General features: G+C 61.8%; 22 protein-coding genes. 8 read left to right on the top strand and 14 right to left on the bottom strand.

Annotated elements, in window-relative coordinates; all coding sequences use genetic code 11:
• Window positions 1–360: 360 nt before the first annotated feature.
• The gene (locus ACU5AZ_RS18540; protein WP_446823791.1) at window positions 361–1,410 is read right to left on the bottom strand and encodes a glycosyltransferase family 25 protein; all 1,050 of its coding nucleotides are present in this window, start codon (window positions 1,408–1,410) and stop codon (window positions 361–363) included.
• Between the two features lie 64 nt (window positions 1,411–1,474).
• Here ACU5AZ_RS18540 and ACU5AZ_RS18535 point away from each other — a divergent pair, with 64 nt between their 5' ends.
• Window positions 1,475–3,427 carry a methyl-accepting chemotaxis protein gene (locus ACU5AZ_RS18535; RefSeq protein WP_446823790.1) on the top strand — a complete coding sequence of 651 codons (1,953 nt, stop codon included), beginning with the start codon at window positions 1,475–1,477 and terminating at the stop codon, window positions 3,425–3,427.
• Window positions 3,428–3,504: 77 nt separating this feature from the next.
• On the opposite strand, the gene ACU5AZ_RS18530 is transcribed toward ACU5AZ_RS18535, so the two are convergent.
• Entirely contained in the window at window positions 3,505–4,107 is a 603-nt protein-coding gene (locus tag ACU5AZ_RS18530) for a LysE family translocator (RefSeq protein ID WP_446826053.1), read from the bottom strand.
• Window positions 4,108–4,315: 208 nt separating this feature from the next.
• On the opposite strand from ACU5AZ_RS18530, the gene ACU5AZ_RS18525 reads away from it, so the two are divergent.
• Both ACU5AZ_RS18525 and ACU5AZ_RS18520 read left to right on the top strand, forming a co-directional pair.
• The gene (locus ACU5AZ_RS18525) at window positions 4,316–5,161 is read left to right on the top strand and encodes an aldo/keto reductase (RefSeq protein WP_446823789.1); all 846 of its coding nucleotides are present in this window, start codon (window positions 4,316–4,318) and stop codon (window positions 5,159–5,161) included.
• A gap of 89 nt (window positions 5,162–5,250) precedes the next feature.
• Complete coding sequence (locus tag ACU5AZ_RS18520) at window positions 5,251–5,604, top strand: DUF1428 domain-containing protein (RefSeq protein WP_446823788.1); 354 nt, start codon at window positions 5,251–5,253, stop codon at window positions 5,602–5,604.
• Window positions 5,605–5,621: 17 nt separating this feature from the next.
• Here the strand turns inward: ACU5AZ_RS18520 and ACU5AZ_RS18515 are convergent, their stop codons facing one another.
• The 5 genes from ACU5AZ_RS18515 to ACU5AZ_RS18495 all read right to left on the bottom strand — a co-directional run bounded on the left by ACU5AZ_RS18515 (window position 5,622) and on the right by ACU5AZ_RS18495 (window position 11,412).
• Window positions 5,622–5,972 (bottom strand): ribbon-helix-helix domain-containing protein, encoded by a 351-nt coding sequence (locus ACU5AZ_RS18515; RefSeq protein WP_261929751.1) that lies wholly within the window; start codon window positions 5,970–5,972, stop codon window positions 5,622–5,624.
• A 124-nt stretch (window positions 5,973–6,096) separates the two neighbouring features.
• Window positions 6,097–6,687, bottom strand: a complete 591-nt coding sequence (locus tag ACU5AZ_RS18510) for a DJ-1/PfpI family protein (RefSeq protein ID WP_446823787.1) — start codon at window positions 6,685–6,687, stop codon at window positions 6,097–6,099.
• Between the two features lie 176 nt (window positions 6,688–6,863).
• Window positions 6,864–8,642, bottom strand: coding sequence for a methyl-accepting chemotaxis protein (locus tag ACU5AZ_RS18505; RefSeq protein WP_446823786.1), 1,779 nt, complete (start codon window positions 8,640–8,642; stop codon window positions 6,864–6,866).
• 402 nt (window positions 8,643–9,044) lie between these two features.
• The gene (gene ilvN, locus ACU5AZ_RS18500; RefSeq protein ID WP_446823785.1) at window positions 9,045–9,617 is read right to left on the bottom strand and encodes an acetolactate synthase small subunit; all 573 of its coding nucleotides are present in this window, start codon (window positions 9,615–9,617) and stop codon (window positions 9,045–9,047) included.
• Between the two features lie 16 nt (window positions 9,618–9,633).
• Complete coding sequence (locus tag ACU5AZ_RS18495) at window positions 9,634–11,412, bottom strand: acetolactate synthase 3 large subunit (RefSeq protein ID WP_446823784.1); 1,779 nt, start codon at window positions 11,410–11,412, stop codon at window positions 9,634–9,636.
• 394 nt (window positions 11,413–11,806) lie between these two features.
• On the opposite strand from ACU5AZ_RS18495, the gene ACU5AZ_RS18490 reads away from it, so the two are divergent.
• The 3 genes from ACU5AZ_RS18490 (at window position 11,807) to ACU5AZ_RS18480 (ending at window position 17,057) form a co-directional block, all read left to right on the top strand.
• Window positions 11,807–13,888, top strand: coding sequence for a helicase HerA domain-containing protein (locus ACU5AZ_RS18490; RefSeq protein WP_446823783.1), 2,082 nt, complete (start codon window positions 11,807–11,809; stop codon window positions 13,886–13,888).
• An 82-nt stretch (window positions 13,889–13,970) separates the two neighbouring features.
• Window positions 13,971–14,918, top strand: a complete 948-nt coding sequence (locus tag ACU5AZ_RS18485) for a bifunctional helix-turn-helix transcriptional regulator/GNAT family N-acetyltransferase (RefSeq protein ID WP_446826052.1) — start codon at window positions 13,971–13,973, stop codon at window positions 14,916–14,918.
• A 222-nt stretch (window positions 14,919–15,140) separates the two neighbouring features.
• A complete protein-coding gene (locus ACU5AZ_RS18480) occupies window positions 15,141–17,057 on the top strand; it encodes a putative bifunctional diguanylate cyclase/phosphodiesterase (RefSeq protein WP_446823782.1) in 1,917 nt (638 codons plus the stop codon).
• 21 nt (window positions 17,058–17,078) lie between these two features.
• On the opposite strand, the gene miaA is transcribed toward ACU5AZ_RS18480, so the two are convergent.
• Window positions 17,079–17,978, bottom strand: a complete 900-nt coding sequence (gene miaA, locus ACU5AZ_RS18475) for a tRNA (adenosine(37)-N6)-dimethylallyltransferase MiaA (RefSeq protein ID WP_446823781.1) — start codon at window positions 17,976–17,978, stop codon at window positions 17,079–17,081.
• On the opposite strand from miaA, the gene serB reads away from it, so the two are divergent.
• Together serB and ACU5AZ_RS18465 are read left to right on the top strand one after the other, a co-directional pair.
• A complete protein-coding gene (gene serB, locus ACU5AZ_RS18470) occupies window positions 17,977–18,867 on the top strand; it encodes a phosphoserine phosphatase SerB (protein WP_446823780.1) in 891 nt (296 codons plus the stop codon). The genes miaA and serB overlap by 2 nt on opposite strands.
• Window positions 18,868–18,912: 45 nt before the next feature.
• Window positions 18,913–19,476 (top strand): GNAT family N-acetyltransferase, encoded by a 564-nt coding sequence (locus ACU5AZ_RS18465; RefSeq protein ID WP_446823779.1) that lies wholly within the window; start codon window positions 18,913–18,915, stop codon window positions 19,474–19,476.
• A gap of 10 nt (window positions 19,477–19,486) precedes the next feature.
• Here the strand turns inward: ACU5AZ_RS18465 and ACU5AZ_RS18460 are convergent, their stop codons facing one another.
• The 6 genes from ACU5AZ_RS18460 to ACU5AZ_RS18435 form a co-directional block, all read right to left on the bottom strand.
• A complete protein-coding gene (locus ACU5AZ_RS18460) occupies window positions 19,487–21,031 on the bottom strand; it encodes a Do family serine endopeptidase (RefSeq protein WP_446823778.1) in 1,545 nt (514 codons plus the stop codon).
• 101 nt (window positions 21,032–21,132) lie between these two features.
• Entirely contained in the window at window positions 21,133–21,318 is a 186-nt protein-coding gene (locus ACU5AZ_RS18455) for a DUF2065 domain-containing protein (RefSeq protein ID WP_446823777.1), read from the bottom strand.
• A 9-nt stretch (window positions 21,319–21,327) separates the two neighbouring features.
• Window positions 21,328–22,299: a protease modulator HflC gene (gene hflC, locus ACU5AZ_RS18450; RefSeq protein ID WP_446823776.1), complete on the bottom strand. Its 972-nt coding sequence runs from the start codon at window positions 22,297–22,299 to the stop codon at window positions 21,328–21,330.
• A complete protein-coding gene (hflK, locus tag ACU5AZ_RS18445) occupies window positions 22,299–23,390 on the bottom strand; it encodes an FtsH protease activity modulator HflK (protein ID WP_446823775.1) in 1,092 nt (363 codons plus the stop codon). Before hflK ends, hflC begins: the two co-directional genes overlap by 1 nt.
• Window positions 23,391–23,545: 155 nt before the next feature.
• Window positions 23,546–24,055 (bottom strand): dihydrofolate reductase, encoded by a 510-nt coding sequence (locus ACU5AZ_RS18440; protein WP_446823774.1) that lies wholly within the window; start codon window positions 24,053–24,055, stop codon window positions 23,546–23,548.
• 31 nt (window positions 24,056–24,086) lie between these two features.
• Window positions 24,087–24,881, bottom strand: coding sequence for a thymidylate synthase (locus tag ACU5AZ_RS18435; protein WP_446823773.1), 795 nt, complete (start codon window positions 24,879–24,881; stop codon window positions 24,087–24,089).
• Window positions 24,882–24,915 lie beyond the last annotated feature (34 nt).

The raw sequence follows: 24,915 nt of genomic DNA, 5'->3' as shown, positions 1-24,915 counted from the left end.
AGAACTCCCTAGGCGCAACACGACCACCTTAAACAAATCAGTTTGACGCAGTATTCTGCCCACCAGCCAATCTTACGCTCCGCAGCAAACGCAGCAGAGGGCTTATATGGCCATTTACGGGGGAAAATTCTCATTTATCACAGTAAACGCAAGTTTGACGCAAAAACCTAACCCAATAGCGGCGCATAGCATACCGTTAGCAGATATCCCCCAGCAAGATCCGTCGCTAAGCTTGCCAGACGATCGAAATCCATCCCGATGCCTAGATGATCGTAGTGAACACCGCAAGCTCAATGAGAAGCCTTCAGAAATGATTGGCATTCGATGTGGCGAGCTAAAAAGGTCTAAGACGCAGGCGCGTTACGACAGTCCGCCATCCCAGAACGGGATTTTCGTCGAGACAAACGGGCGCCTTAGGAAGTCACGGGCAGCAGCGCCCAATGAGACCACCTGCCTTGCGACCCGCAGCACTTCCCTGAAAGCCTTTGTGCCCCACCCCTGGACGGTAGCAAGCCTCTGGTCTGCGAGCATTCTCTCCTGCCGGGAGCGGCGGTCGGTCTGGATATCGCTGCGCCAGAGACCTTCCTTCTCACGGGTTGAGCCTCCCGGAGCGCATAGCCCGGGAACGACCTGCAGCGTGTCCACCTCATGAAAGATCGGGCTCAGCGGATCGAAGAACGTGTGGTCAATCGGTACATTGAAGAGCCGCCTGTCCTGCAGGAAACGCCTGGCGCATTCGGCTGTCATGATATAGCCGCCCAACCCCAGCTGAAGTGTGAAAAAGCGCCGGAGGTCGACCCCGCAGGATAGTGTGGTGGAGTGACGGCTAAGGCGAACACGCTCGCATCGGGTCTCAACCCGAACAATGTCGAATGCGGTCGTTGAAGCGTCGACCTCCCTCAGGAAGGCAGGCAGCAGCGGCGACAACCGCATGTCGTCCTCGAGAAAAAGGGCCTGTTTCAAGCCTTGGTCCAGCATGGCCTGCCAGGCCTTCTGATGGCTGAGTATGCAACCGATTTCGGCCGGTGCGAGAAGGTCGAAGTTGAATGCTGAGCGATCAAGCCCTCCGCCGGAAGACATGACCAAGCCTGCGGATACGGCGGATATCCGCTCTCCCGTCAATCCGCACTTCGCGAGTTCGCTTTCCACAAAGACCATTCGGTCGGGACGGCTATCAAGATTGATGTAAAAGATATTCATTTCGAAGCGACCTGCACGCAAAACCAAGAAGTGCGTCGCCACTACGTAATGTAAACTCAATCTTATCCATACGCCCATTTTTAACAATCTGAGGTATGCAGGTTTTCCCGGCCGCACCGTCCTGGAGCTTCTATTGCGATGAAAGAACTTGGCGCAGATGAGCTGCAGATGGCACACCCTGTCCTGAAACGGATCGGCTTTTTTAACCAATTCTCCTTACTCTGGAGTCTTCACAAGTTCATTTCAGAAGAAGCCATTTGCATCGGGTGGAGACATGAAGCGACTGAAATTCCGGCGTCCAGGTATACGTGCCACATTGATCGGCACCATTGGCGGTCTGGCGGCCCTGTCGGCCGTCATTTCCTGGGCATCGACCCAGTCCATGGAAACGATCAACACCAACAGCAGCGCGATCACCCAGACCTGGCTGCCGAGCGTCTCGGTTTCCAAGGATCTCGTGATTGCCGCCGGCAAGCTGCGCGAGACGTACGCGGCTCATGTGCTCGCCGCCGACAAGAACGCCAAGGCGGCAGCCGAAAAGAAGGTCGCCGCCGCCAATGCGGAACTGGACGGGCTTCTCAACGCCTACGCGACAAAAGCCAATGACGACAAGACCGCCAAGTCGATCGACCAACTGAAGAACCAGATCGCCTCCTACAACAAGATGGGCAAGACGGTTCTCTACTATTCCGGCGCCGGCCGCGACAAGGAAGCCAAGATGTATCTTGGCACCATGAGCAATATCGGCAACACGATCGAGAAGATCGTCGGCCAGCTGGTCACTGACAGCGAAAACGGCGCCGCAGCCACCGCGACGAAGAACCAGGAGCTGATGCGCAAGGCGGCGGAACTCAACTACATCCTGGCGGCCATTGCCCTTGTCGGCGCACTTCTGGCCGTCATTTTCGTGGTCAAGAGCATTGCGGCTCCGATCCGCCGCATCACCCGCTCCATGCGTGATCTCGCCAATGGCGACACGGCAAGCGAAATTCCCTTCTCCGGACGCTCCGACGAGATCGGTGCCATGGCCGGCGCCGTCGGCGTCTTCCGAGAGGCAGCGATTGCCAACCGGCGTCTTGAGCAGGAAGCGGCGGAAAACCGCGCCAAGGCGGAGGCCGAACGCATCGAAGCCGAGCAGCACGCGGAGGCAGCCGCCGCCGAGCGTCTGAGGATCGCCACGTCCGGCCTTGCCGAGGCGTTGAAACGGCTGGCCGCCGGCGACCTCGCCTTCCAGATCACCGAACCCTTCGCGCCCGAATTCGAGCCGCTGCGCCGTGATTTCAACCAGTCGGTCCAGCAGCTTGGTCGCACGCTTACAGACATCACCCTGTCGATCTCGTCGCTGGAAAACGGCACGCATGAGATCGCCTCGGGCATAGACGACCTCTCGAAGCGCACAGAGCATCAGGCTGCCTCGCTGGAGGAGACCTCCGCCGCGCTCGACGAAATCACCGCAAACGTCAACAACTCCGCCCAGCGGACGGAAGAAGCCCGCGGCATTGCCGCAGAGGCCAACCGGTCGGCGGTCCAGTCGGCGGAAGTCGTCTCCCATGCGGAAGACGCCATGCGCCGCATCGAGGAAGGCTCGCAGCAGATATCCAATATCATCGGCGTCATCGACCAGATCGCCTTCCAGACCAACCTGCTGGCGCTGAATGCCGGTGTTGAAGCCGCGCGCGCCGGCGATGCCGGCAAGGGTTTTGCCGTGGTTGCCCAGGAAGTCCGCGAACTGGCGCAGCGCTCGGCCCAGGCCGCCAAGGAGATCAAGGACCTGATCGGCCGTTCGGCCGGCGACGTCCAGGGCGGGGTCAAGCTCGTCCGCGATGCCGGTCAGGCGCTGACCACGATCGGCGGCTTCATCATCGAGATCAACAGCCATGTCGAGGCGATCGCCGTATCCGCAAAGGAACAGGCGACCGGCATTGTCGAAGTCAACGCCGCAATCAACGCCATGGATCAGGCAACCCAGCAGAACGCAGCGATGGTCGAACAGTCCAACGCCGCCTCGGCATCACTGGCCGGTGACGCCCAGCGCCTGCGCTCTCTCGTCCAGCAGTTCCGGCTGGAGGACGGCGCATCCGCCCAGGCCGGCGCACTCCGCCAAACCGCGGCAAACATGGCCACCCGCAGCGCGCCTCCCGCTCCGGCCAGGGCGCCGGCGCCGCGACCCGTCGCTGCCGCCAGAGGCAATGGGGCAGTGGCGACCGACAGTTGGGAAGAGTTCTAGGAGTTCCGCATAAAACGGCAGAAAGAGCCAAGGGCCGCGCGGAATGCTGCGCGGCCTTTGCCGTTTTTGGCCCAGTCCTATTCCAGCATCGGCCAGAGGCTGATGACCAGCAGCACCGCCATGGTGATGTTGAACCATTTCAACCGTACCGGATCGGCAAGCCACTCCTTGAGAAGCGTGCCGAAGCCCGCCCAGGTCGAGGCGGTGAAGACGCCGACCGCGATGAAGGCAGCACCGACGATGAATACGGGAACGATCGCTGACGCCCCGCCTTCGGCGACGGCATAGGTCGACATCGCGCCCACGGCCATGACCCAGGCCTTGGGGTTGACCCACTGAAAGGCAGCTGCCTGCAGGAAGGTCATAGGCGTGCCGGATACCCTGCCCTCGGCAAGCCGCCGCGTCGTCGCGATCTTCCAGGCGATGAAGAGCAGGTAGGCAGCCCCGGCCGCCTTGAGGATCCAGTAGAGCACCGGCACGGCTTGCAGCAGGGCGCCGAGGCCGAGACCGACAGCGACCAGAAGAGCGAAGAAGCCTGCCTCGATGCCGACAAGATGCGGCAGAGTTCGCCGGAAGCCGAAATTGAGCCCCGAGGCAAACAGCATCATGTTGTTGGGCCCCGGCGTGATGGATGTGGTGAGGGCAAAAAGAAACAGGGCAAGCAAAGTGTCGACGGCCATGGACCTCTCCAGAAACGCCCGGTCGAGGTAATGGAAGTGCGACGCACCTTCCATGCAAACCTTGTCACCGCAACAAGTTTACCCAGATTTGGAAAAGACAGCGAAAAGTACCGGACAGCCCTTGTGTCCGAATGAAACAGTCACGATTTCATGGTAAGCTCCTGTTGAAGTTGGCGCCTTTGAACTGTGACGCGTGAAAGAGGTCCAGATGTCTCGCAAGTATCCGTTGGTGACATTCCCGAACGGCAGATCGGTCCCGGCGCTTGGCCAGGGCACATGGCAGATGGCCGAGGGCAAGGCGCCCAAACCCCAGGAGATCGACAGCCTACGGCATGGGCTCGATTGCGGACTGACGCTGATCGACACGGCGGAAATGTACGCCGACGGCGGTTCCGAGCGGCTGGTCGCCGAAGCGATAGCCGGTCGTCGCAGCCATGCCTTCCTGGTGTCCAAGGTGTATCCGTGGAACGCGAGCGCCCACGGCATTCCGGAAGCCTGCGAGCGCAGCCTCAAGCGCCTGCAGGTCGATTTCATCGATCTCTACCTGCTCCACTGGCGCGGCAGCCATCCGCTCGCCGAAACGGTCGAAGCCTTCGAACTGCTGAAGTCACAGGGCAAGATCGGCGCCTGGGGCGTTTCCAACTTCGACGTCTCCGACATGGAGGAACTGCTGTCGGTACCGGCCGGCGATCAGATCGCCGCCAATCAGGTGCTCTACAATCTCAACAATCGCGGCATCGAATACGACCTCCTGCCCTTCTGCCGCGAGCGGTCGATCCCGGTCATGGCCTATTCGCCGCTCGGTCAGGGCGAATTCCTCGAAGATCCCGACCTGATCCACATGGCGAAAGCCTACCAGGCGACGCCGGCGCAAATCGCCCTCGCCTTCGTCCTGCGCCAGGATGGCGTCATCGCCATTCCCAAGACCGGCCATGCGGCCCGCGTCGACGAGAACATAGAGGCCCTGTCGCTGGAATTGACCGACGCCGACCTGAAGAGCCTGGACTCCGCTTTCCCGCCACCGTGGAAAAAGCAGCCGCTGGCGATGATCTGAGAAAGCCAACGCTCCCCGACATTGACACTGTCAATATACGTTTATATCAACATATATGTTCAAGATGACCACGCAGGGAGGAAACTGCCATGACCTATGTCGACGGATTCGTATTGCCGGTGCCGCGCGCGCGCATGGAGGAATATCGAAAGCTGTCGGAAGAGGCTTCGGTACTCTTCAAGGAATTCGGCGCCATTCGCCATGTCGAATGCTGGGAAGAGGACGTTCCGGACGGCAAGGTGACGGACTTTCGCCGATCCGTCGACCTGCAGCCTGACGAAATCCTCGTCTTCAGCTGGATCGAATACCCGTCGAAAGAAATACGCGACTCCGCCAACCAGAAAATCATGAACGACCCGCGTATGTCGGAGATGTTCGACGAGATGCCCTTCGACGGCCGCCGCATGATCTATGGCGGCTTCGTCCCCTTCCTCGATCGCTGACCGGCGGCCCTCGCCGCTCAATGATATTTCAGACGCTCGCGTCCGAGGATAGCCGGGGCATCCAGCCCCGCGATCCGCTGGCCGAGATCGGTGGAAATATCGCCCGAGAGCTGCAGGTCGAGGTAGCGCGCGCAGCAGACCCGCAGAAACGATGTGAAGTTGCCGAGGTCGTGTCCGGCATCGATCGATTCATGATGCAGCTTGGTGATCAGTTGCACCACGTTCATGCCGTCCCGCCGGCCGATCTCCTCGAGCTTCGACCAGAAGAAATTCTCCAGCCGCACGCTGGTGACCATGCCGTCGATCCTCAGCGACCGCGTGGTGCTTTCCCAGAGAGCCGCATCGGCCTTGATGAAAAGTTCGCACATCTCCTGCCTCCCATGGCCTCCAGCGATTTTAGCACAGACCCGCCTCGCCGTCACAGGCAGAAAGCGGGCGCCGGCTGAGCCCCTCCGCCGAAACGGAGGAGCCCTGTCATGCCTTGCAAAAGTGTCAGGCCGCGTCGGAGAGCGCCCCCGCATCCAGCACGGTCATGAACTGGCGCAGCCATGCCGGATGCGCCGGCCATGCGGGCGCCGTCACCAGCTTGCCGTCGGCCACCGCATCGTCGATGGCAATGTCGGCATAGGTTCCGCCGGCAAGCTCCACCTCGGGCCGGCAGGCCGGATAGGCCGAGCAGGTCCTGCCCTTCAGAACGCCGGCAGCGGCCAGCAACTGTGCGCCATGGCAGATGGCGGCAACCGGCTTGTCCGACTTGAAGAAGTGCTGCACCATCTTGATCACATCGGCATTGAGCCGCAGATATTCCGGCGCGCGGCCGCCCGGTATCACCAGCGCATCGTAGTCCTCGGCGCGGATGCTGGAAAACGTCGCATTGAGCGTGAAGTTGTGACCGCGCTTTTCCGAATAGGTCTGGTCACCCTCGAAGTCATGGATGGAGGTCGCCACCGTCTGGCCGGCATTCTTGCCGGGGCAGACCGCATGCACCTCGTAGCCGCAGGCCAGCAGTGTCTGGAACGGCACCATGGTCTCGTAGTCTTCGGTGAAGTCGCCGGTAATCATCAGAATTTTCGCCTGGGCCATCGTTTTCCTCCCTTGGTCACAACGATGAAGGGAGTGTAGCAAAACGCTGCCCGGCACGGGTATTACGCGGTTACTACATCGCATAAGGCCGCCCGGTCATGGATCCGCAAACGACAAGGAGGGCGGCCTCACTTGCAAGGCCGCCCTCCCAGATCCATTTGACGAATGGCCGAGGCTCAGAATTCCTGCCAGTCGTCGGTCTTCAGCGCCGTGTTGCCTGCGGTTGCGGCCGGACGCGGGCGGCTGACCGCCGGCCGTGCCGGTGCGCTTGCGGCGGGCGTACGCGGCGCCATCGCCTCGTTGCCGCGGCCGGAGGCGTCCGACAGGCGGAAGCGGTTGATCATCTGGCGCAGCATTTCCGCCTCCTGGGCCAGCGTCGCGCTGGCCGCCGTCGATTCCTCGACCATGGAGGCGTTCTGCTGCGTCATCTGGTCCATCTGGTTGACGGCCGAGTTGACCTCGGACAGGCCGGTCGACTGCTCGCGAGCGGAGCTTGCGATCGCCTGCATATGCTCGTTGATCGCGACGATCCGGTCCTGGATGGTCTTCAGCGCCTCGCCGGTTTCACGCACCAGCTTGACGCCGGTCGTCACCTCGTTCGACGAGTTGCGGATGAGGTCCTTGATTTCCTTGGCCGCCTGCGCGGAGCGCTGCGCCAGTTCGCGAACTTCCTGGGCAACGACGGCAAAGCCCTTGCCGGCTTCGCCTGCACGGGCGGCTTCGACGCCGGCATTGAGCGCAAGCAGGTTGGTCTGGAAGGCGATGTCGTCGATCACGCCGATGATGTTGGAGATCTGCCCGGACGACTGCTCGATCCGGTCCATGGCGCCCACCGCATCGGCGACGATCTTGCCGGAATGCGAGGCGCTCTTGTCAGCCTCCTGCGTTGCCGTCCGCGCATCTTCGGCCCGCTGCGAGGCGCTCTTGACGTTGACGGTGATTTCGTCGAGCGCCGCCGCCGTTTCCTCGAGCGAAGCCGCCTGCTGTTCGGTGCGCTTGGAAAGGTCGCTGGCGCTGTGGCTAATCTCGCGCGAACCGCTGTCGATCATTTCCGCAGACCGGGCGACGGAGGACAACGTGTTGTTGAGCTGGTTGACCGCCTCGTTGAAGTTCTTGCGCAGCGGTTCGAAATCGGCTGCAAACGCCTTGTCGATCGACACAGTCAGGTCACCGCCGGCAACCCGGTTCAGAGCCTCGCCGATCGTGTCGACGGCATAGACGCGCTCGGTGACGTCCATGGCATATTTGACCACCTTCACCACACGGCCCTTTTCATCGAAGATCGGGTTGTAGGAAGCGTTGATGACGGCGCGCTTGCCGTTCTTGCCATACCGAACAAATTCCGCGGCCTGGAACTTGCCGGCCCGGAGATTTTCCCAGAAGTGCTTGTAGTCTTCCGAAGCGACATAGGCCTTGTCGACGAACATGCTGTGATGGCGGCCCTTGATCTCGTCGAGCCGGTAGCCGAGCACGTCACAGAAATTCTGGTTGGCGGTGATCACCTCGCCTTCCGGCGTGAAGGCGATGATCGCCTGGACACGGCTGATCGCCTCCATCTGGTTCTGGTAGTCGAGATTGAGCAGGCGCTCCTTGGCGTTTGCCCATTCGACCACGAAACCCTTGACCGTTTCGCCGTCCTTGATTGGTGTCACCAGCAGATCGAAGGCGCGGTTCCCCACATAGATCGTCGCCCTGTGCTGGGACCGGAGCGCAGCCAGCATACCGCGCTGATGGGCCGGGTTCTTGTGAAAGATGTCGATGTTGGCGCCGATCAGCGTCGCCATGTCGAAACGCGGCAGCTCCTTCTTGAGATCGCTTTCGGCCTCTTGCAGCAGGCTACGCACGGCATCATTCATATAGGTAATGTTGAGCTTGGCGTCGGCGATCATCACATTCGCGCTGATCGTGTTGAGCGCGGTCAACTTCGCCTTGTCGGCACTGGCCATTCCAAACATGCGTATCGTCTCCTTGTCTGTGACAATTCCTATGCCGCTGCTCGACACAGATGGGGACAGGCGCTCCGGCCCGAATTGATCGGGACACTTGCGCCTTTCTGAGAAAGACAGCTTGAGTGCAAGAAATATAGGGAAAGCATTTAAGAAAAATTAATTATAAGCGACGCCGAGCAAAACATAATCAAGACCCAAGAAAGAAAGCTCTGTGCGTCAAATATATACTTCAGATTTACAGGACATGGATAGAATTGACAGATGTTAAGTTGCGGAGATGGCACCATGAAGCGATCACGACGACCCGGGGAAGCCCGCATCCTGCCATGATCAGAGACAAGAAGGCCGGCGGCAATCGCTTGCCGCCGGCCTTCACATCACTGTCCGCGATCCGGGCGGTGCCCGATATCACATGCCCTTCGGACCACGGTTCATGGCGGCAACGCCGGTGCGGCAGATCTCGATCAGGCCGAGCGGCTTCATGATCGCGATGAACTGGTCAATCTTGGAGACCTTGCCGGTCAGCTCGAAGATGAAGTGTTCGGTCGTGGCGTCGATCACCTTGGCGTGGAAGGCGTCGGCAAGGCGCAAGGCCTCCAGGCGATCCTCACCCTGCCCCGACACCTTGATCAGCGCCAGTTCACGCTCGATCGGCCGGTCATGGCCAAGTTCACGGGCGCGGACGGAGAGGTCGACGACGCGATGCACCGGCACGATGCGCTCCAGCTGCGCCTTGATCTGTTCCAGGACATGCGGGGTACCGCGCGTGACGATGGTGATGCGCGACAGATGGGCTTCGTGCTCGGTCTCCGACACGGTGAGGCTCTCGATGTTGTAGCCCCGGCCGGAGAAAAGGCCGATGACCCGGGCAAGAACACCCGGTTCGTTGGCGACGAGGACGGAGAGCGTATGGCTCTCGGCGACCTCGGTTTCCTTGGCGATGAAATAGGCCGAACCCGTCGGTTGAAGATGTGCGTTCATGTCTATTGTTCCTTCCTCAGACGAGCTGACGGCCCTTGGCGTCGATTGCATTGGCGACGGCCTCGTCGGTGGCTTCGTCCGGCAGCAGCATTTCGTTGTGCGCCTTGCCCGAGGGGATCATCGGGAAGCAATTGGCTAGATTGGCAACGCGGCAGTCGAAGATCACCGGCTTGTCGCAGTCGATCATCTTCTGGATGGCCGCATCGAGCTCCTTCGGATCGTCGCAGGCAATGCCGACGCCGCCGTAGGCTTCGGCGAGCTTGACGAAGTCGGGCATCGCTTCCGTGTAGGAGTTTGACAGCCGGTTGCCGTGCAGGAGCTGCTGCCACTGGCGCACCATGCCCATGTACTGGTTGTTCAAGATGAAGATCTTGATCGGCGCGTTGTGCTGGATCGCCGCCGACATTTCCTGGATGCACATCTGAACCGATGCGTCACCAGCAATGTCGATGACGAGCGCTTCCGGATGGGCGATCTGGACTCCAAGCGCCGCCGGCAGGCCGTAGCCCATGGTGCCGAGGCCACCGGACGTCATCCAGCGGTTCGGCTGCTCGAAGCCGAAGAACTGCGCCGCCCACATCTGGTGCTGGCCGACTTCGGTCGTGATGTAGACATCGCGATCCTTGGTCATCTCATAGAGCCGCTCGATGGCATATTGCGGCATGATGACGTCGTTGCTCGGCGCATAGGCGAAGGAATTGCGGGCCCGCCAGCGCTGGATCGACGTCCACCAGTCTGCCGTCTGGGCCTTCTCCGGCTTCTTGTCCAACGCCCGCCACAGACGGACCATGTCTTCCAGAACGGTGCCGACATCGCCGAGGATCGGAATGTCGACGCGGACGTTCTTGTTGATCGAGGACGGATCGATATCGATGTGGATCTTCTTCGAGTTCGGCGAGAAGGCATCCAGGCGGCCGGTGATGCGGTCGTCGAAGCGGGCGCCGATGCAGACCATGACGTCGCAATCATGCATCGCCATGTTGGCCTCGTAGGAACCGTGCATACCGAGCATGCCGAGCCAGTTGTCGCCCGATGCCGGATAGCAGCCGAGGCCCATCAGGGTCGAGGTGATCGGGAAATTGGTGAGCGATACCAGCTCGCGCAGCAGCGTCGAGGCTTCCGGCCCGGAATTGACGACACCGCCGCCGGAATAGATGACCGGACGACGGGCCTTCGCCATCAGTTCGATCGCCGCCTCGATCGCCTTGATGTCGCCCTGCTTCTTCGGCTTGTAGCTCGGCTCGGCGACATGCGCCGACGGGGCGACATAGGTGCCGGTCGCGAACTGGACGTCCTTCGGGATGTCGACGACGACCGGACCCGGGCGGCCCGTCTGGGCGATCCGGAAGGCCTCGTGGATCGTCTCGGCGAGCTTGTTGACGTCCTTGACCAGCCAGTTGTGCTTGGTGCAGGGCCGCGTGATGCCGACCGTGTCGCATTCCTGGAAGGCGTCCGAGCCGATCAGCGTCGTCGGCACCTGACCCGTCAGACAGACAAGCGGGATGGAATCCATCAGCGCATCCTGCAGCGGCGTGACCGCATTGGTCGCACCCGGCCCGGATGTGACCAGCATGACGCCGACCTTGCCGGTCGAGCGGGCATAGCCTTCCGCCGCATGGCCGGCACCCTGCTCGTGGCGCACGAGAATGTGCTGAATGTCGTCCTGCTGGAAAATCTCGTCATAGATCGGCAGCACCGCACCGCCGGGATAACCGAAGATGTGCTCGACGCCGTTATCCTTCAAAGCCTGCAGAACGATTTCCGCTCCCGTCATCCTGTTCTCTGTACCCGTCATCAGTTCCGTTCCGTTCGTCTTCTTGCTCGCCGGTAATTCCCGGCCCTGTTAGCCTGTTTGCGGACATAAAAAAAGGCTCCTCTGGGAGCCTGGTTTACCGCGCATGGGTGGCTATCGCCGGATGGTTACACCATCCTGCCCATGCGCCGTCCCACCACGAGAATAACTGCCGAATTTTTCATGGGACGGATTGATAGACACAAACCGCATGGCCGTCAACGCGCCCTGACCAAAAAAACGGCGATGCGCCTGAAAACGGTGCATCCGCCCATCTGTGCCGTAAGTCCCGTCATGTTTCGACACACTTGCCCGCCACCCATGTGCCGGTAATTTACACCCCATGTTAATCCCCCCTTGTTATTGAACAGGTTGGGATTCCTTCGGGAGAGACGTATTGCGTAACGAAGACTTTCAGCCTGCGGCCGAAGACAACGCGCAGGAACGGCGGGATACAATGCATCCCGGCAACCGCTTTCTCGGCCGCGTCGTGGCCTGCAACGGCGCACGCGCGACGATCGCCGCCATCGCCCAGTCCGGCGAAACCGACCTGACAGAACTCTGGTCCGTCGGCCGCCTCATCTCCATTTCCGTCGGTGAAAACCGCGTGGTCGCGCTCGCCTATGCCATGAACACCGAAAGCGGCGCCTGGGCCGAAGGGATCGACAACACCTTCCTGATCGAGGTCGAACTGCTGGGTCAGGTCTACCGGAACCCGGAAGGCAAGGAAGTCTTCACCACCGGCATCTCCCGCTATCCCTATCTCGGCGCGATCGCACACCGCATCCGCGCCGCCGACCTCGTGCGCATCTATGACAGCGGTCACAAGGACGTGTGCACCATCGGACGGCTGACCCAGGACGAAAGCCTCGACGCTGCGATCCACATCCCCTCCATGCTGTCGAAGCATTTCGCCGTCGTCGGCTCGACCGGCGTCGGCAAGTCGACCGCCGTATCCCTCCTCCTCCACAAGGCGATCCAGTCGGACGAGAAGCTGCGCGTGCTGATCCTCGACCCGCACAACGAATTCGCCGCCGCCTTCCCGAAGCACGCGGTGGTCATCGACACCGAAACGCTCGACCTGCCCTTCTGGCTCTTCCGCCTCGAGGAATTCGCCGAGGTCGTCTTCCGCGGCCGTCCGCCGATCCCCGAGGAGATGGACATCCTGCGTGACCTGATGCCCGAGGCCCGCAAGGCCTTCCGCGGCACCGACAACACACTGATGCGCAAGCATACGGAAAAGAACTCGATCACCGCCGACACGCCCGTACCCTACCGCATGGCCGACCTGCTGGCCCTGATCGACGAACGCATCGGCAAGCTGGAAGGCCGCGAGGAAAAGCCGTTCCTGCGCTCGCTCAAGATGCGCATCCTCGGCGCCATCAACGATCCGCGCTACCATTTCATGTTCTCCAACAACACGATCAACGACACGATCCTGGAGACGATCTCACGCATCTTCCGCATTCCAGGCGACGACCGTCCGATCTCGACCTTCCAGCTGGCCGGCATTCCCTCCGAAGTCGTCAATTCGGTCGCCTCAGTGCTCTGCCGCATGGCGTTTGAGCTGGCGCTCTGGTCGAACGGCGCGATCCACATGCTGGTCGTCTGCGAAGAGGCCCACCGCTACGTGCCGTCGGACCCGAGCCTCGGCTTTTTCCCGACCCGCCAGGCGATCTCCCGCATCGCCAAGGAAGGCCGCAAGTACGGCGTGTCGCTCGGCGTCGTCACCCAGCGCCCCGGCGAACTCGACCAGACGATCCTCTCGCAGTGCTCGACGCTGTTTGCCATGCGGCTTTCCAACGACCGCGACCAGGAGATCATCCGCTCGGCCATTCCCAATTCGTCGATCTCGACGACCAACTTCATCTCCTCGATCGGCAACGGCGAAGCCATCGCCTTCGGCGAGGCGATCGCGGTGCCGATGCGCATGCGCTTCGAACGCGTCTCCGACGACCTGCTGCCAAAGGCAAACGGCATCGACGTCAAGAACTCCGAGAGCTCGCCGGACACGATCGACCTGCGCCAGATCGTCAACAAGCTGCGCAACATCACCGGCCCCGATCTCGCCTCCTTCCCGGAAGGTTTCATGCCGCAGCCAGGCGATCGCCCGCAGAGCGACGCCTATTCCGACCGCGACGGCGACGAGCCGGAATCCTATCATCCGGGCATGCTGCCGGGCGACGAGCCGCCGTTTGCCGCCGAACCCGCACCCATCCGCCAGCCGGCACCGCGTCCGTCCTTCGAGCGCCCCGCCTACGAGCGGCCATCCTATGAACGCCCGCTTGCCGAAAGGCAGAACCTGGAACGCACGCCCGCCCTCAATGGTGCCGGCGCCAATGGTCTTGCTCCCCGCGATCCCGCCCTCGCCCGTCCGCAGACCAGCGACCAATCCAGCCTTCGCCGCGAACCCGGCACCACATCGCTCCGCGACAGCATCCTGAAGAAGCCGCTCAGCAGTCTGTACAAGAAGGATTGAGGCGGGCGGATTGCCCGATAGAAGGAACACAGTTGACGGCTGGGCCTTCCGGTCTTATTTGGTTGCATGATGCAACTATATCCTGGATTTCGTCGTGCCCCGGCAGCAAACCATTGATGCCATCCGAACCTCGTCACGCCAGCTCGTCCGCGAGTTGGGCTTTACCGGCAGCACATTTGCCGGCACCGATCTGTCTCCTTCGGCCGTCCACGCCCTCATCGAGATCGAGAAAGGCGGGGTGACCGCCCGCGAGCTTGGAACGCTGTTGCATCTGGAAAAATCAAGCGTCAGCCGGATGCTTCGCAAGCTCATTCAATCGGGCGATGTGGTGGAAGAGACCCGCGAGGACGATGGCCGCGTGAAGCTCTTGTCACTGACCGCGGCCGGGAAGCACCGGGTAGCCGACATTCATGACTTCGCCCGCAAGCAGGTGACGGCAGCGCTTGGAAAGTTGACCGCCGAGCAATCCCGGACCGTCTCGGACGGGCTGCGCCTCTATAGCGCGGCGCTCAACGGAACGCCGGCGGCTCCTGACGTCGTTGTCAAGGCTGGCTACCGGCCGGGCATCATCGCCCGCATCACCGAAGTGCACGCGTCCTACTACGCCAGAACATCGGGCTTCGGACTGGTATTTGAGTCCGTTGTCGCCGGTGGACTTGCGGAGTTCGCATGTCGGCTCGGCAACCCACGAAACGAGATATGGGCAGCAATGCACGGCGATGATGTCGTCGGCTCCATCGCCATCGACGGAGAGGATATCGGTCCCGGCATGGCTCATCTCAGATGGTTCATCGTCGATGATGCGGTGCGCGGCAGCGGCGCTGGCAGGAAGCTTCTGGATACGGCCCTGGCCTTCGTCGACCGGCTGGGCTTTGCAGAAACGCATCTCTGGACCTTCTCCGGCCTGCATGCGGCCCGGCATCTCTACGAAATGCGAGGCTTCAGGCTCGCTGAAGAACGCCCCGGCTCACAATGGGGAAGCGAAGTGCTCGAACAGCGTTTCGTGAGAACCTTGCCCCAGGGCATTTGAGCCAGGTGCCGAAGCCGGCCCGACCGGGACGCTTGCCAAGTGTTAACCACGCTCGCGCAACGGAAGTTCAATGGCAAAGCAACACACCAATTTTTAAGTTCGCCGTGCGAGCGTCCACAGACTGTCCTAGTCCCGTTTGAGGACATGTTCTGTCGAAAATGGGTTTCGGCAGCAAAAAGGGTTCGACTGTTGAAGACGATATTGCGAAAAGTCAGGACATTGATGTCGGTCCCCGCCGGCAATCCGGAGCTTCTGAAGGCGCAATACCAGTCGTTCTCCCGGCAATTGCCGGTGATGTACCTGATCCTGATGACCAGCACCTGGGCGCTGGCCGCGACCCACATGAATATCGCGCCCTACTGGCTGACGATCATCGTTCCGATCATCTTCACCATCGGCACCGCCCTGCGCATAATCCACTGGTGGAAGTCGATCGGCCGCAAACCAACGCCCGAACTGGCGCTCCAGGCGCTGACCCGCACCAACAGGCTTGCCTTCCTGATTGCCGCAGCTTTCGCCGGCTGGTCCTACATGCTGTTGCCCTATGGCGACGCCTACACCCGCTCGCATGTCGCATTCTACATGGCGATCACCGTTATCAGCTGCATCTTCTGTCTGACCCACCTGCGCTCAGCGGCCATCACCGTCACGGTCATCGTCAACGGTTCGTTCGTGGCCTATTTCGCCATGAGCGGCGAGTCGACCTTTGTCGCCATCGCCATCAACATCGCGCTCGTCAGCATCTGCATGCTGTTCATCCTGTTCGTCAATTACGCCAACTTCAACCAGATGGTGCTGTCGCGCCAGAAGAGCGAGGCGCTGAGCAGCGAGAACATGCGCCTCGCCAATATCGACAGCCTCACCAGCCTGCCGAACCGTCGCGCCTTCTTCGCAAGTCTGCAAAACGAATTCGCAGCCGCTTCGGAAGCCGGCACGCGGCTTGGGGTCGGCATCGTCGATCTCGACGGCTTCAAGCCGGTCAACGACGTCTACGGCCATTCGACCGGCGACCGGCTGCTCTTCGAGGTCGGCGCGCGACTGACGGACCTGCAGTCGAATGGCGGCGCCACCTTTTTTCGCATCGGCGGCGACGAGTTCGCCTTCCTCATTCCGTCGGCGGGAGATGACGCCGCGTTGATGGCCTTCGGCGAGCAAATCTGCGCCGGCCTCCAGCGACCCTTCATCCTGCCGGAAGGACGCGTCATGATTTCCGGCTCCGCCGGCATTGCCGTCTATCCGGAAAATGCCGGTACGCGCGACGACCTTTTCACCCGCGCCGACTATGCGCTCTACAACGGAAAGCGCAGCCGGCGCGGCCGCGTCTCGCTGTTTACAGAGGCGCTGGATGCGCAGATCGTGCGCGAAACCCGCATCGAGCAGGCATTGAAGCAGGCCGATCTCGCGGCGGAAATGTCCGTTCTTTTCCAGCCAATCATCGACATCCGCTCGAACCGCACCGCCGCTTTCGAAGCGCTCGCGCGCTGGCAGAGCCCCGTGCTCGGATCGGTTCCACCGATGGAGTTCATCGCCATCGCCGAGCGCACCGGTCTGATCGCACCGCTCACCCGCATCCTGCTGAAGAAGGCGCTGGCGGCAGCCGTCGAATGGCCAGCCGACGTGCGCCTCTCCTTCAATCTCTCACCTCACGATCTCAACACTCGCGAAAGCGCGCTCACCATCCTCGCCATCATCGAGAATTCGAAGATCGATGCTTCGCGCCTCGACCTGGAGATCACCGAGACCGCCTTCACCCATGATTTCGACCAGGTGCTCGATTCCGTCGAAATGCTGCGCGGCATCGGCTGCGGCATCTCGCTCGACGATGTCGGCATCGGCTATTCGAGCTTCACGCGCCTGCACGCGCTGCCGCTGACCAAGATGAAGATCGACCGCAGCTTCGTCACCGACCTTGACCGCAATCCGTCGAGCTACAAGATCGTCAAGTCGCTGCTGGCGCTGAGCCGCGACATGCAGCTCGACTGTGTCATCGAAGGCGTGGAGACCGAAGAGGAGCGGTCGGCGCTGATCCAACTCGGCGCAACGCTCATCCAGGGCTATCTCTATTCCCGTCCGCTGCCGGAAGCCGACGCGGAAACCTTCCTTGCCCGTCCGGTCGCAGAGACGGCCCGCATCGTCTGACAGCCCCCCGGCGGCCGGACCTCAGGTCGTGCCGCGCCGCTCCCAGCTATCATCCATCTGGTTGCGAAACCACGTCATCTGCCGTTTGGCATATTGCCTCGTGGCGGCACTCGCCTGTTCCGCGGCCTGCGCGCGGGTGAGGTCACCGGCCAGCATGGCAGCAAGCTCGCGCACGCCGATCGCCTTCATCACCGGCATCTGCGGCGAAAGATTGAGTGCCATGAGCGCCCTCACCTCGTCGGCTGCGCCCTGCTCCAGCATCGCTTCGAAACGCCTGTTGATGCGCTCATGCAGCACCTTGCGGTCAGGGTCGATGACGATCTTCAGCGCCCGCGCCGGATCGATGATCACGGGACCGGTTCGCCCCTGAAATTCACGGATCGGCCGGCCGGCCGCCTCCAGCACCTCCAGGGCGCGCACGATCCGCTGGCCGTCCTGCGGATTGAGCGTCGCGGCTCCTTCCGCGTCCCGCAGCTGCAGCTCGGCATGAAGGGCCTCCGGCCCCTCAGTTGTAAGCCTGCCACGCCATTGCGCGCGCACCGCTTCCGGGATGTCGGGCATATCGGAGAGCCCGCCGGTCAGCGCCTTGAAATAAAGCCCGGTACCGCCGGCGAAGACCGGCAGTCGCCCCTCCGCCTTCAGCCGCGACAGCAGCGCCTCCGCCTCGCGCAGCCATGCTCCGGTCGAATAGGCAGCACCCGCCGGCACATGGCCGTAAAGACAGTGCTCAACACCCTCCATGTCCGCCGTCGACGGGCGCGCTGTCAGTACCGACAGCGTGTCATAGACCTGCATGCTGTCGGCATTGATCACCACACCGCCGGCTTCGCGCGCCAGCTTCACCGCCAATGCGGACTTGCCGCTGGCGGTCGGCCCGGCTATCAGGATCGCGTCGAATTCACCAATAGGACTCTTGCTCATGGCTCTCGTTGCCACGCTTATCGCCAATCCGTCAAATCCGGTTCTGACGCCAGCCCTCGCCGAGGCGATCGAAAAGGCCGTGCCGGCCGCCGGCCTCTACTGGCTTGCCGACGGAATAGCCTGCGATCTGCCGCTGCGTGACGGTGTCGACGCCGTTGAAGCGGAAGCAGCCCTGCGTGCGGCCATCGGCTCCGAAACGATCGACGTCGCTGTGCAGGACACCGAAACCCGCCGCAAGCGCCTGCTGATTGCCGACATGGATTCGACCATGATCGGCCAGGAATGCATCGACGAACTGGCGGCCGAGGTCGGATTGAAGGAAAAGGTGGCGGCCATCACCGCGCGGGCCATGAACGGCGAGATCGAGTTTGAGCCGGCACTGCGCGAACGCGTGGCGCTGCTGAAAGGGCTTGCGGCAACCGTCGTCGACGAGGTCATCGCCAAGCGCATTACGCTGACCCCCGGCGGCAAGGAACTGGTTGGCACCATGAAGGCCAAGGGCGGCTACACGGCGCTCGTCTCGGGCGGCTTCACCGTCTTCACCAGCCGCATTGCGGCGATGATCGGCTTTGACGAGAACCGCGCCAACCTGCTGATCGAGGAAGGCGGACTGCTGATCGGTGAGGTCGCCGAACCGATCCTCGGCAAGCAGGCGAAGGTCGATGCCCTCGTCGACATCACTGCAAGGCTCGGCATCTCTCCGCAAGACGCAATTGCCGTCGGCGACGGGGCCAATGACCTTGGCATGATCGAGCTTGCCGGCACGGGCGTCGCCCTGCACGCCAAGCCGTCGGTCGCCGCCCAGGCGAAAATCCGCATCGACCACGGCGACCTGACCTCGCTTCTCTATCTGCAGGGTTACCGACGCCACGAATTCATCACCGCCTGACGATCCTTGATCCGGTTATCGGCCGACCAGTCCCAGGAGAACGCCATGCCGCTCGTCATATTGGAAACGCCGCGCCTGATCGTGCGCAACTGGCAAGAGGCTGACCGCGACCTTTTCCACGAGATCAATTCCGACGAGCGCGTCATGGAATTCTTCGCCTGGCGCCGCAGCCGCGCGCAATCGGACGAGATGATGGACTTCATCGCCGCCCGCACCCGGGAGACCGGCTACGGTTTCTACGCACTGGAAGAAAAGGCATCCGGCGCGGTCATCGGCTTTTGCGGCCTCTGGCAGCCGGACCTTCTGCCGATCCTGCCGGCCGGAACCGTGGAAATCGGCTGGCGGCTGGCCGAGCGCTATTGGGGCAAGGGCTACGTCACCGAGGCCGCCGAAGCGCTCCTGCGCCACGCGTTTCTCGACAGGGATCTGCCGGAAGTCGTCTCCTTCGCCGTCGCCGACAATCACCGCTCGACGGCGGTGATGAAGCGCATCGGCATGACCCACCACCCGAAGCGCGATTTCGACCATCCGAAAATTCCGGACAGCCACCCGCACCTCAGGCGTCACGTCCTCTACGCAATCACGCGCGAGGCCTTCCTCAAGCGCTAGGCTCCGCGCCCTATTCGAGCGGCACGGCCACCAGACGCAGGTCGCCGTTCGGCGACGCAATCATCATGTAGGCGTTGCGACGGCCCTCGTCGATCAGCTCCTGCAGCTTGTCGGCAACCGCCTGCGGGTTGGAAACGAAGTCCTGGGCAATCTCGACGATGACGTCGCCGGTCTTCAGGCCCTTCTCCGCCGCGGCCGACGCCGGATCGACATCGCTGATCACCACGCCCTCGACGCTCGGCGCGATCTTGTAGACTTCGCGGGCATCGTCATCGAGCTCGGCCAGCGAAATGCCAAGAATGCCGGTTGCGTCCTCCTCGTCGCCCGAACCGTCGTTCTGGGCCTTGTCGCCACCCTTGTCGCCGCCCTTGTCCTCCCCAGTCTCGGCACCCTCATCCGTCTGCTCCTGCGCGTCATCGGCATTGGCGGCGGCTTCCTGGGCGGCGGTCAGCTGGCCGAGCTTGACCTTGACGGTCTGCTTCTTGCCTTCGCGGACGATCTCGACGTCCACTTCCTTGCCGACCGGGCTTTCGGCAACGATGCGCGGCAGATCCCGCATCTCGTGGATCGGCTTGCCGTCGAAATTCAGGATGATGTCGCCGGCCTTGATGGTGCCGTCGTCGACCGGGCCGCCCTTGATCACGCCGGCGATCATCGCGCCCTGCGGTTCCGCCAGACCGTTGGTCTCGGCGATATCGGCGGTCACCGGCAGGATGCGAACGCCGAGCCAGCCGCGATGCACGTCGCCGAACTCGCGGATCTGCTGGATGACGTTCTCCGCGATTTCCGACGGAACGGCGAAACCGATGCCGATCGAACCGCCGCTCGGCGAAATGATCGCCGTGTTGATGCCGATCACCTCGCCGTTCATGTTGAACAGCGGGCCCCCGGAATTGCCCTTGTTGATCGCCGCATCCGTCTGGATGAAGTTGTCATAGGGCCCGGCATTGATGTTGCGGCCGCGCGCCGAGATGATGCCGAGCGTCACCGTGCCGCCGAGGCCGAAGGGATTGCCGATCGCCATCACCCAGTCGCCGATGCGCATGACGCGGGAATCGCCGAAGTGAACCGCCACCAGCTTCTTCTTCGGCTCGACCTTCAGCAGCGACAGGTCGGTCTTCGTGTCCGTGCCGATCAGCTTGGCCTTCAGCGTCGTGCCGTCGGCGAAGTTCACCTCAATGTCGTCGGCGCCCTCGATGACGTGGTTGTTGGTGACGATGTAGCCGTCCGGGTCGATCACGAAGCCGGAGCCGAGCGAGTTGACCGTACGGTTACCCTGATTGTCCTTGTTCTTGAAGAAGTCGTTGAAGAACTCCTCGAACGGCGCGCCGTCCGGCACGTTCGGCAACGGCCCCTCGCCTTCCGACTTCACGTTCTGCGAGATCGAGATGTTGACCACGGCACCAAGCAGGCCTTCGGCAAGGTTCGAAACCGAAGCCGGCCCGGCCGGCGGTGGAGCGGCCTGAAGACCCGAGACGCTCGCCGACCACGTCACCGCCGCGATCGACAGCACGGCAAGGCTCTTGGCAAAGGGTGAAGGCGAAATCCGCACCATGGGGCTTCCTCTTAAATGGACGTTCCGATCATTCAATCCCGAGCATAGGGCGGAATCACGACAGGAAAAAACAATCTTTCGCGAGCAACCGGAGAAGCCGCTCAGCCGCGAATGAACCAGACAAGGGCGACACCGGCGCCGACGGCGCCAAGGCCGAAATATCGCAGCTGCTGTTCGGGAATTGACGGCAAAACCTTTGCCATTTCAACAAGAAATCGAGGGGCCAGTGCGTACACCAGCCCCTCGATGATCAGAAAGAATGCCAGACCGGTTAGAAAGTCGGACATTGCCGGCAATCAGTTCCCGCTGCCGGTCGCAGGCGCAGGTGCCGCAGCTTCCGGAGCGCCAGCCGGCGGGATCGCAGGCGGAACGCGGTCGGAAGGCGTGGAGCCATCGGCCTGGTTGAAGTAGCGGAAGAATTCCGAATTCGGCGACAGCACAAGCGTGGTCGAGTCGGAACCCAGCGACTTCGAATAGGCATCCATCGACCGGTAGAAGTCGAAGAAGGCCGGATCGCGCTTGAAGGCTTCGGCAAAGGCCTTGATTCGGGCCGCGTCGCCTTCACCCCGGATGATTTCGGCATCCCTCTGCGCTTCTGCCTGGATTTCGACGACCTTACGGTCGGCGACGGCACGACGGCGCTGGCCTTCTTCCGAACCGCGGGCGCGGATCAGCTCGGCCTCAGCGAGACGTTCCGCCTTCATGCGGGCGTATGTCTGCTGCGAGACTTCCTGGGTCAGGTCGGTGCGGCGGATGCGGACATCCTCGATGCTGATGCCGAGCGACTCGGAGTCGGGACGCAGGTCGTCACGGACCTCCTGCATCATCGACGCACGGGCGTCGGAAAGGGCCGATTCGAAGCCGCGCAGACCGTAGACCCGACGCAGCGAGGCATCGAGACGGGTGCGCATGCGCGATTCCGCCGAGATGCGGTCGCCGGACACCGTTTCGCGGAAGCGGGCCGCATCGGTGATCTTGTAGACCACGAACGCGTCGACTTCGTAGAACTTGCCGCCGGAAACCTGGACGCGGATGTCGTCGAGGTCGAAGCGAAGCTCCTGCTTCGGGACATACTGGACCCGGTCGGCATTTGCGAAGGCGAAGGGAAGCTTGAAGTAGATGCCCGGGTCGGTCTTGACCGTCCGAATTTCACCAAAGCGGATGACGACGGCCTGCTGGCGGGCATTCACGACAAAGATCGAGGAATAGCCGAGGAACAGGATGACGCCGATGGCGACGAGGATTGCGGGAAGACGATTGGAGTTCATCACTTGCCTCCCTGTTGCTTGGTCGAACCAAGTTCATTGAGCGGCAGATAAGGCAGGACGCCCTGCTTCTCGTCGATAATGACCTTCTTGGAGTTTTCCAGAACCTTCTCCATGGTTTCGAGATAGAGGCGCTTGCGGGTCACGTCCGGCGCTTCCTTGTACTCGTCATAGATGGAGATGAAGCGCAGGGCCTCACCTTCGGCTTCCTTGACGATACGATCCTTGTAGGCGGCTGCCTCTTCACGGATCTGGGCGGCCTGACCGCGGGCACCACCGAGTACCTTGTTGGCATACTGGTTGGCTTCCTCGACGAGACGGTCCTCGTCCTGTTCGGCGCGCTGCACTTCGTCGAAGGCATCGGCAACCTCGCGCGGCGGAGCCGCATCCTCGATCGCCACGGCATTGATGGAAATGCCGGCGCCGTAGCTGTCCATCGTCGACTGGATGATCGACTTCACGTCGGCGGCGATCCCCTGGCGGGCATCACGGAAGATATCCTGCGCCGGACGGCGGCCGACCACTTCGCGCATGGCGCTTTCGGCAACCTGCTGCAGCGTCTGCGGCGGCGCTTCAAGATTGAAGAGGAAGGCGCTCGGATCGGTGACCGTGAAGAGCACCGAGAACTGGACGTTGACGATGTTCTGATCGCCCGAGAGCATCAGGCCGACGGCCGAAGTGGACGAGCTGCCAGCGCCGATATTGAGCTGCTGCTCGGTGACCTTGACGATCTCGACGGTCTCGATCGGCCACATATGGAAATGCAGGCCGGGCATCGAAATTTCTTTTTTCGGCTGGCCGAAGCGCAGTTCAACGCCGCGCTCGTCCGGTTGGACGGTATAGACCGACTGGAAAATCCAGAAGACCGCCAGGATTGCGACGACGATGAGGACGACGCCACCGTTCGCGCCACCGGGCACGATGGTCTTGAGCCGGTCCTGCCCGCGACGGATCAGATCTTCCAGATCCGGCGGAGCGCCGTTATTGCCGCCATTGTTGCGCGGACGGTTCGGACCTTGACCCCAGGGGCCTTGATTATTGCCGCCGCCGCCCCAAGGACCGCCGCCGCCGCCATTCTGATTGCTCCAGGGCATTCATACCTCTTGTCTAGAAACAACTCCCCATGCCCACGCCGATCAGCGATCGCCCTGGCACAGCCACTGCCCGTTTATAGGTATGCGGGAAGGCGCTTTCAATGTAACGCGTCAAGGAAGACCGGTTTTATTGGAAAAATAGTTTCCGCCTTGCGTCAAAGACGCCTGTAGACGGCGTAGCGGGTCGGAAAATTGTCCTTTTCCCCTGCGGGGAAGTCCGCCTCGCTCTCCTTGGCCCACACTGCCGGATCAAGCGGCGGGAACCGCGTGTCGCCGTCGAGTTCGGCGTCCACATGCGTCAGATGGACAACCGTCGCCAGACCGGTCTCGAGCGCCTGCCGGTAGATCTCGCCGCCGCCGATGATGCAGATCTCATAGAGACCCTTTTGCCGCGCCTCCGCCTCGCCAAGCATGACAGCCTCCTCAAGCGAGGTTGCCGTCACGCAGCCCTCGACCTTGAAGGCTGCGTCTCGCGTGACGATGATGTTGAGGCGCCCCGGCAAGGGCTTGCCGATCGACTGGAAGGTCTTGCGCCCCATGATCACCGGCTTTCCGAGCGTCAGGGCCTTGAACCGTTTCAGATCGGTCGAAAGTCTCCAGGGCATGTCTCCGTCGCGGCCGATGACGCCATTGGAGGAAACCGCCACGACCAGGGAAATGTCCATCTATTCGAATACCTTGGCTGAAAGACCGGATTCAGACTGCGATCGGCGCCTTGATGCTTGAATCAGCCTCGTAGTTTTCGAGCGTAAAGTCTTCAAACTTGAAGGCAAACAGATCCTTCACGTCCGAATTGATACGCATCGTCGGCAGCGGCTTCGGCGAGCGCTGCAGTTGCAGTCGGGCCTGTTCGAAGTGGTTGTGATAGATATGCGCGTCGCCGAGCGTGTGCACGAAGTCGCCGGGCTTTAGTCCGGTCACCTGCGCGACCATCATGGTCAGCAGCGCATAGGAGGCGATGTTGAAGGGCACACCCAGGAAGATATCCGCCGAGCGCTGGTAGAGCTGGCAGGAGAGCTTGCCGTCGGAGACGTAGAACTGGAATAGGCAATGGCAGGGCGGCAGCGCCATTTCATCAACCAGAGCCGGGTTCCAGGCCGAAACGATATGCCGGCGCGAATTCGGGTTCTTTCGGATGCTCTCGACGACCGCCGCAATCTGGTCGACATGCCCGCCCTCGTAGTCTGGCCAGGACCGCCATTGCGCACCATAGACCGGCCCGAGATTGCCGTCCTTGTCGGCCCACTCGTCCCATATGCTCACACCATGATCGTGCAGATAGCGTATGTTGGTGTCGCCCTTCAGGAACCACAGCAGTTCGTGGATGATCGAACGCAGATGCAGCTTCTTCGTCGTCAGGACCGGAAAGCCCTCCGCGAGGTCGAACCGCATCTGGTGGCCAAACACCGAACGCGTGCCCGTGCCGGTGCGGTCGCCACGGTCGGTACCCGTCGAAAGGACGTGATCGAGGAGATCGAGATATTGCTTCATGGACGCTGCCTGTAGATTCGTTCGGCTCGCATTG

The organism is Rhizobium sp. PAMB 3182, from assembly GCF_052908355.1.
Note: the sequence above shows the minus strand (reverse complement) of the source record. Positions and strands in the feature narration are given on the sequence as shown.